This window comes from Oleiphilus sp. HI0125, assembly GCF_001635355.1.
The window spans coordinates 1-1509 of the sequence record NZ_LWGF01001374.1 but is presented as its reverse complement, the minus strand read 5'-3'; the positions used below and the strand labels follow the sequence as shown (position 1 = coordinate 1509).

Below are 1509 nucleotides of genomic sequence, written 5' to 3'. Positions count from 1 at the left end.
ATCTGTGGTGACAACGGTAGTTTCAAAACCTGAATTGGTAGCGGTAAGCGCATGATCAGAGATCAGTTTTAGTTGGTCACTGAGTGCCGGATCGATTTGATAGCTATTGTGGCTTTGCGGTACCGAGTGGCCATTGTCATAGATGAGAGCTACACCATTGGGTAGATGTGTTAGAGCGATACTGTCTATAGTTTCTCCTGGCTTTTTATGGACAGAAATATCTAAGTCATATTCATAGCTAGCTAAGGAAGGCCCGCCAATAATGCCTGCTTGGGGAACCAGACCACCATTGGCAATGTCAATATCGATACTGGTGACAGGTGGGGTATACTCATCTTTTCCGTGCACTGTTATGGTTAGATTTTTTGTATCTGTGGCACCATTCTGATCAAATACTATTACAGGAATCGTTAGTACTTGATCTTGACCGTTCGACAAGTTTTGGTAACTCGCATGGCCCGGATCAAAGCTATAGCTACCGTCTGCATGCAGGGTAAATCCGTCGGTTTGTTGCAATACACTATAATGCGCAACGTCATGGTCATCCGTATCAGTTGACGTTAACTGACCGGTCAGCACTTGGCCGTCTTCCGTAACACTTTGCGCTTGAATCTGATCTAACACCGGCGCATCGTTAGTCCCGGTTAAGGTGATGACAAGATTTTTCGTGTCACTAGCTCCAGCCAAATCTGTAAGAGTTACCGGAATTGTAATTGTTTGCACATCGCCTTGGGCTAAATGATTGTAGCTGCTGTGACTGGGGTCAAAGCTATAGCTACCATCTTGTTTCAGCACAAAACCGTCGACACTCGGGGAAGAAAAGCTAACTCGGTCGTGGTTATCGTGCTCTGCGACATAAATTATCCCTTTTGTTAGTGTCGTATCGCCTTCATGTGCTGCTTGAGCTGTAATAGAGGTGATCTCCGGCGCATCGTTAGTGCCCGTCACGTCGATCGTTATCGTTTGTTGTACCGGTGTGCCGCTGCTGTCTTTGGCCGTGACAGTAAAGTGCTCTGTCACCTGTTGATTGGCATCTAGGATATCTGTCGCATGGCTTGTATTGTCCAGTTGATAATGCCACTGCCCCTGTTGATCAATACTCAACTGACCATAGTGGCCCTGCCCCTGAACCACTTGCCAGCTGAGGGTATCGCCCGTGTCTGGATCGGTTACGTTTAAAGTACCAGTGGCATCGGCATTGCCACTGGAGCCATCGCCCGCTTCTATTACAGCGCCAGTGCTAGCGCCTATTATTACAGGCAGATCATTAGTGCCTTTTACGGTGATATTTAGCTGATGTGCTGTACCATCCGCACTATGGACAGTCAGTAGTTCGTGCTCGACCTGCCCCCCTGATAATGATTGTGATTTGATATTATCTGGCACATAAGTCCAGTGACCACTTACATCAATATGTGCAGTACCAAATGTGCCCACAATCGTTTCTGGTTTAAAGCTAGACTCGCCATCATCTTTATCAACGATATGTAATTGGCCGGTTGTTAATTG

General features: G+C 46.7%; 1 protein-coding gene. It reads right to left on the bottom strand.

The genetic code is table 11. The annotated features are described in order from the left end of the window. Positions 1-1509 (bottom strand): VCBS domain-containing protein (locus A3762_RS23530; protein WP_197469539.1); only part of this gene is annotated, 1509 nt, incomplete at both ends.